Annotated in this window: 8 protein-coding genes and 1 pseudogene; 6 read left to right on the top strand and 3 right to left on the bottom strand. The window is 35.7% G+C overall.

Annotated elements, in window-relative coordinates:
* Nucleotides 1-214: 214 nt before the first annotated feature.
* The 4 genes from JMX95_RS13455 to JMX95_RS13440 all read left to right on the top strand — a co-directional run bounded on the left by JMX95_RS13455 (nt 215) and on the right by JMX95_RS13440 (nt 2,793).
* The gene (locus JMX95_RS13455; protein ID WP_201561068.1) at nt 215-406 is read left to right on the top strand and encodes a hypothetical protein; all 192 of its coding nucleotides are present in this window, start codon (nt 215-217) and stop codon (nt 404-406) included.
* 64 nt (nt 407-470) lie between these two features.
* On the top strand, nt 471-821 hold the full coding sequence (locus tag JMX95_RS13450; protein WP_201561067.1) for a hypothetical protein: 351 nt from the start codon (nt 471-473) through the stop codon (nt 819-821).
* On the top strand, nt 811-1,266 hold the full coding sequence (locus tag JMX95_RS13445) for a hypothetical protein (protein WP_201561066.1): 456 nt from the start codon (nt 811-813) through the stop codon (nt 1,264-1,266). The genes JMX95_RS13450 and JMX95_RS13445 overlap by 11 nt, the downstream gene beginning before the upstream one ends.
* 513 nt (nt 1,267-1,779) lie before the next feature.
* A complete protein-coding gene (locus JMX95_RS13440; RefSeq protein WP_201561065.1) occupies nt 1,780-2,793 on the top strand; it encodes a hypothetical protein in 1,014 nt (337 codons plus the stop codon).
* 201 nt (nt 2,794-2,994) lie between these two features.
* On the opposite strand, the gene JMX95_RS13435 is transcribed toward JMX95_RS13440, so the two are convergent.
* The gene (locus tag JMX95_RS13435) at nt 2,995-3,531 is read right to left on the bottom strand and encodes a hypothetical protein (RefSeq protein WP_045446109.1); all 537 of its coding nucleotides are present in this window, start codon (nt 3,529-3,531) and stop codon (nt 2,995-2,997) included.
* A gap of 122 nt (nt 3,532-3,653) precedes the next feature.
* On the opposite strand from JMX95_RS13435, the gene JMX95_RS13430 reads away from it, so the two are divergent.
* Nucleotides 3,654-4,367 (top strand): SMI1/KNR4 family protein, encoded by a 714-nt coding sequence (locus tag JMX95_RS13430; protein WP_201539002.1) that lies wholly within the window; start codon nt 3,654-3,656, stop codon nt 4,365-4,367.
* A gap of 122 nt (nt 4,368-4,489) precedes the next feature.
* A pseudogene (locus tag JMX95_RS13425) lies at nt 4,490-5,122 on the top strand (recombinase family protein).
* Nucleotides 5,123-5,307: 185 nt separating this feature from the next.
* On the opposite strand, the gene JMX95_RS13870 reads toward JMX95_RS13425, so the two are convergent.
* Nucleotides 5,308-5,421 carry a YHYH domain-containing protein gene (locus JMX95_RS13870; protein ID WP_227676086.1) on the bottom strand — a complete coding sequence of 38 codons (114 nt, stop codon included), beginning with the start codon at nt 5,419-5,421 and terminating at the stop codon, nt 5,308-5,310.
* Between the two features lie 164 nt (nt 5,422-5,585).
* Nucleotides 5,586-6,455, bottom strand: a complete 870-nt coding sequence (locus JMX95_RS13415; protein ID WP_201561063.1) for an HNH endonuclease — start codon at nt 6,453-6,455, stop codon at nt 5,586-5,588.
* Between the last annotated feature and the right edge of the window lie 72 nt (nt 6,456-6,527).

The raw sequence follows: 6,527 nt of genomic DNA, 5'->3' as shown, positions 1-6,527 counted from the left end.
ATTATGATAATTTAATCCTGTCAGGCATGGCTGCCTGACTCAAGTAAATCAGCCTCCGATATACTCGGGGCGGTTCATTCTCTTATACCCCCGTGTTGGGGATACTACTAATATTGCAGAAATGGAAATAAGAAGTAGTGATCGAGGCACACAGTTTTTTCATATTAAACTAAAAGAATCTGTGTGTTTTGCAGGGAGCAAATTCAGGGACAAAATGAAGCAAGACGATTATGTACTCATTGCTAGACTTGGATCGCTTTCCTTTGATAGAGTCATGGATAATGACAAAAATTTTGGAAAGATGGAATTATTTTTTGATCCAATAGATGTAGACAATGACGAGATTTGTATAAAAACCATTAACTTTAGTACTTCTGAAACTCTTGACAGAAGTAAGTATGAATAAGTATTTGGATATAAAAATTATACTCTTTTTATTGCTAACCGTTTTAGTCATAGGTTGCAGCAATATGAATACGCATAAGAACTATAAAGAAGCGCATATAGAGAAGTACTTTCAAGGAAAAAACGTTAGTATGGCAGAAGCCATCTTTAACGAAGATACTGACGAGATTACCCGCTTGATTAAACAAGAAGGCTATGATGTTAATACCAGAGACAGTATAGAGCGCGGTGTCTGGACCTACCAATGGACTTATTTAAACTATGCGGTGACCAAGGGTAAGCGTAAATCAGTTAAGACCTTACTTGATTTAGGGGCAGACATTGATAAGTTGCTTTTCATTGGCAGTGCTCATAGCAATCTAAACATAGCAGCAGGTCATAGCCTCGTCACCTTTAGATGGTTTAATGGTGAATGATTGCTATAGCGAGCAACTGTTTGATTTAGTGATTAAGCGTGGCGCGGATATCAATCATCCAGAGTATATCTCTGGGAGCACACCTTTGATGACTGCATATGCCATCCACAGTTATGATGCTATTGATTATCTACTAAGCAAAGGCGCTGAACCCATGCAGATTGACACCTTTGGGAACAGTTTTGCAAGTCTTCTTCAAAAAAATATTGACGATGGTAAAAGACTAGAAACCGCTCAAAAGTACAAGCAACGCATGATTAAAGACTATGGTATCCAGTATCCTGTAGAGGTTTCTTATAGAAAGGGCATTGAGCAGTCGATTAAAAGGTTTGAGAATGCCACAGCTAGAGAAAAGAAGTTTTTAGGAGCCAGCGAAGTAGAACGAGTAAATGACATGCGAGAAAGTTTGATTACTGGTGTTGATAATGGCATAGCCATTGATTAAATGCCATATATTGGTCGTCTATACAAAATGTCTTATGCGCCGTATAACAGCACTTAAAACTATATGTATCCCTACATAATTCTCGACTATATCGGAAACTGATTTACTTGAATAAAGCAGCAATGAGCTATGCTGAAGCAACCGTAGAGATAAACTTGGTAAACTAAACGCAGCAACAAAGATTTATCTTATTGATCGATTAACCATAGTGATTGTTTGCACCAAATAACAATAATTAGTCATAAAATTTTAGCTTTTCGCTACTCTAACCGTACATACGTTAGACCATAGACCGCTTATAAAAGTCATAGATTAAGCTAGAAATGAATAAATCTTACGAACCGCTTTATTAGGAAACCATAACGCTGAATTTTCCGCTATTATTGCTAGTCATGTATCAGACAGAAACAAGAAAGTGCGGTATGTTCCCTGTTTTGTAAATCTAAGTTATTAATCTACAAAGTACAAGATATGGTCACAACTCACTTTATCGAATATATTGGAAAGTGCACTATGTACAACAGAAAAGTAGATATTAATAATTATCTAAACCCAATTTTATCTATATTCTCAGCTGCTGTGCTTTCTACGCTGTCATCAATGGCAATCGCTCAAAGCACACCTAACCAGTCTTTTAACGTATCAAGCGTTACTGACAGCTCATCAAGTTGTAACATCTACAAGCACATTGAACAGTCTGATACGCCCATTGATCTGAATAATCTCACACAAACGCCAAATGGTATTGAAGTTCATTCTAATGACTTAGATCTTCAAGTGGAAGACTTTCAACCATGCAAAGCCAGTAAGCCATTCAGTAGTGACAAAGAGGCTATTGCGCTGTATCAGCAACTTGAACACGATTTAGACAAGATAGCGGAGATAATTATTCGTGATGTACCAGAAGGCTTCTCTAAATATAAAGGTTTAGATAATGAAGAACTTGACCAAATAATTAAAAACGTAGAACCAGTAAAACAGAAAAAGCACGATCCAGACAAGTTCATAAACATATACATCTATATGGCGGTTCATAATTATCTAGGCGAATTCGCACCTAAAGATGATGCTAAAGCTGTGCAGTATATGAGCTATGTGGTTGACTACCATCAATCCTTTAGCCCTAACGATGTATCACCATTACTTAATTATATGGTTGCGGTAGCAATCACAGAAAAACAAAGACATATCAGTGATAACAACCCTATTAATTTACAGCATGAGACTGAGAGTAGTGTTGAAGCCGTGACTGCTTATTTACTATCCAAAGCAGGGCATTTAGACACGAAGGCTATATTAGTAAATAGTTTCATCAGTCGAATGAATAAAACGCTTAATGATTCCACGGTAGACGTGATTCACCAACTATTAGACCCAAAACTTAAGGAGCTTGAAGATCTTTCCAAGCAAGGAAGTTATGTTGCTACAAATGAATTAACAGAATTATACGAGCGGTTAAAAACCATTAATCTAGATTATGCCGAACAAGCAAGACGTTGGGAAGATCGAGTTGACACTTTGCCCTAACCAGATACTAGCTGGAATTAGGTGATTTCACTGGTTCGATTCCCTAGTGAGGACTCGAATACTAGACTGTAAGCTAATGGTATTAAGGTTTTAACTCACTGAAATAGTCGCAGTGTACTTCATGGTATACAGAACGTTAGTTTTTCAAGCTCAAGAAACCTTGGATAGCACTTATCGCTAAGTGTATTACAATCCAGATTATTATCTATCTGGATCTAAAGCTTCATGTATATATACATTATCAACTGGCTCAAAGATATCTGAAATCTCTACATCTTCACGTAAAATCATAGTAAAAGTAAAACTTTCGTCTGATGATCTCAATAAACTACCTGTACTGACATCAAAGAAATGAATCGAGCATAAATCTCTTACCCAGCATCTAAGCAAGAAAGTTAAATCATTTTCAGATATATAGCTAATGTTTAATTTAGCTAACGCATACAGCCTTGTCTTTACATCCTTTAAACCGTAAAAATGCTTTTCACTGAAAATTTTTAAATCATGCACATTTATACAAAACCCCAGTAAACTTAAGCCATATTTCTCTTGAGGAATTGTTGAGCTATCAGTGTAAAACATCCTTAAAAAGTCTATAAAATCGTTTTCTACAGTTAAGTAATCGTTGATGTTTTCGATACCAATGTTTTCGATAAAGTTAGCGATGTTAGTCCATTTGGCATCAAAAATAGCTTCGCTATCCTTAAATCTAGATACTGCGTAAAAATTGAAGCTCATTTGTATTTACTCGTGATTGGTGCGCTATACAGGAATCGAACTGCTAGTGTTAAATATAACTTTAATAACCATTAAATCAATAGTACACGTCATATTCTTTAACATGAATAGAGATCGATTGAATGATTGAAACTACTTCCCCGTTGGATACGCAAAGATTAGCGACCCTAGAAGATGTTTTAGGTGTAACACTCCCTCAAGACTATAGAGGTTATTTGCTAGAGCATAATGGTATGGGTTTTGAGAAAAATGCTTTTGAGGTATTTAAAGGTGAATACTCTATTATTCATCATGTATGTAGGATTTCCAATGACAATGATTATTTTGATTTAATTAATTCGTACAAGAATGGAAAAAGCATAGATCATGAGGAAGGACGAAAATTTTTAATCATAGCCGATGACAATGTAGGTAACGACATCATGCTAAGTCTAGCGGCAGATAGTTTTGGAGAAGTCTATTTCTATGATAAAGATACTATAGGCACTAAATGTATCAAGCTGGCACAATCCTTTTCAGAATTTCGCAGCTCTCTATTCGACCTTCAAGATATTTCAGTATATGAAAATACCGTGGATGAGGCTCTTGATAAAAAAGATTTAAAGCTTTTAGAGCGTGCTTTACAGCAGGGTTATGATATTGAGAATTTAGATAAGTATAGTAGAAACTTACTTGAAAGGAGCGTTATTACAGGAGATATTGACTTAGTAAGCTGCGTACTAGAATGCCAACCGCAGATGAGAAGCTCTATGTCACTAGCTGAAGAAAACTATATATTCTTTAAAGAAGAGTATGCACCCATTATAGATATTTTAAAAAAGCACTATAAGATGTAGTAAGTTTCAAAAATAGGTATACCCCAAGGGAACCGGTTATTTCACCCTTCAAACCTATTAACAGACCACTTAAAACAGACTGCTATAATGGAACCACTTATAACAGACTATTTTAGGTGTTTATGTTTATCAGAGCGTATCTACGAGCGTCTACCAAAGAACAAGATGCTAAGCGTGCCAAAAGCAAACTCATAGCATTTGCCAATGATCATGGCCACAAGATTGCCGCATTCTATGTCGAAAACGAATCAGGAGCTATCTTGGTGCGACCCAAGCTTATGCAGCTGATTGAAGATGCTCATAAGGGCGATGTGATCTTAGTTGAGCAGATTGATCGCTTGGCGCGTTTGAACCAAGCTGATTGGGATACGCTCAAAAGAATGCTATCAGAAAAAAAGCTCTCTATCGTATCAAAAGAGCTACCGACCTCATATATGGCGCTTCAATCTGAAAGCAGCACTGAATTTATGAGCAGTGTATTGCAGGCCATCAACTAAATGATGCTCGATATGCTCGCAGCCATTTCTCGAAAAGACTATAAGGATCGCCGTAATCGTCAGATGCAAGGTATTGCTCGTGCTAAGGCAGAAGGTAAATATGCCGGTCGTAGGAAGGATACCGAAAAGCGTAAGATCATCGCTAGTCTACTCAAATCAGGTCATAGCTATTCTGATATTCAAAAAATGGCTAAGTGCTCACGGCACCTGATTGCTGATGTGGCCAAGGAAATACCTAAACTGATCATTGCCTATTAAGTAATTCCACTACAGTAGTCTCTTAATGGATTAATTAGCCTTTTCAGATGGTTCCGCTGGTATATTCTTATTTATTTAATAACCTTAAATAATAAAAAAGAGGCTAATAACTAGCCTCTTTTTTTCTTACTTATACTAAATAATATGATTATCACATTATCCGATTCGTTACTGTAACTGTCATTTTAGTGACAATGATACCCTTCTGTTTTTGAATTATGACATCCAGCTGAGTTAGTACGTCCGCTTGAAGCGAATACAGAAGTAGCAAATGTGATGGTAATTAATACTACTATCATTTTTTTCATAAAGTTAAATCCTTATCTATTGAAATTTTGTTTACCATTATAACATAAATAATGATATTTTCTGATTATTACTAAAATTTAGGGGTATAACACCTCAATAATATATATCCAACTAAAAACCACTAGATAATTATTTAGGCTATTATAATCCAAGGTTAACCTATATTTTGTCTCTTACGGATTTCTGAAATTTCTTTGACATTCTTATTAGTATCAGGGAGATTGTACATATGACTATGCATTGGTTGTTTGGCATGGCAGTCAACACAAAGAGCCATTAAATTTGAATAATTATTTTCATTTTTTTGACTATTTATATGATGGGTATGCAATAAGCGCCTATTGCTGATCAAATTGACCGCGCACTGTTCGCAAGTCCAGTTCTTAGATCCCCTATACTGACTACTAATTTGAGACCAGTCATTAGAGTACTGATTCAGTGCTGAGTTTTGACTAGAGTAGCCACTTTTATCTACTAATGATTTTGGATACTTGAAAAAAAAGTCCTTAACTTTAAAATCGCTAACGCAAAGCTCTCTTTTCTCATAGGTCAGGCTTTTAGAATAGTTGTTCCATCTAATAGTTTCTAAGCAGTTCCTACAGATGCTTAAAGAGTGCTCTACTTTTGTAATCCTCTTGCCATTAATAAGGTTTAGATGAAAAACATCATTTTCATTTTGTGAAACAACATATCTTTTCTTCTTACCATGACCAATCATCGTTTGCAGGGTTGAACAATGTGCAACATGGAATCTAGGTAGCTTTAATTCATCTTTCCAATCACTAATATCACGTATATATAAAATTATTCTTTTACCATTATAGGATAGTGTGTGATCTTCTAACGGCGTAATATCCGATAGGTCTTCGATATCAATGCCAGTGGTCTCAAGTTGAATTTGAGCTGCCTTATACTGACTATTTCCAAAATCCCCATAAGTGTTTCTATCGACACCCATTTGGCTCTTTAGAGCATTAAGAGAGTTGTTATTAAAAAAATTGGGGAGTTTAATAGATAAAATCATTCATTCTGACCTAAATCATCAATAATATTCTTTATATATTCGTCAGCATTAGTTCTTACTCTGAACTCAACT

Origin of the sequence: Psychrobacter sp. NC44 (assembly GCF_904846655.1) — a bacterium.
GTDB lineage: Bacteria > Pseudomonadota > Gammaproteobacteria > Pseudomonadales > Moraxellaceae > Psychrobacter.
This window is presented reverse-complemented; position numbering and strand designations above follow the sequence as displayed.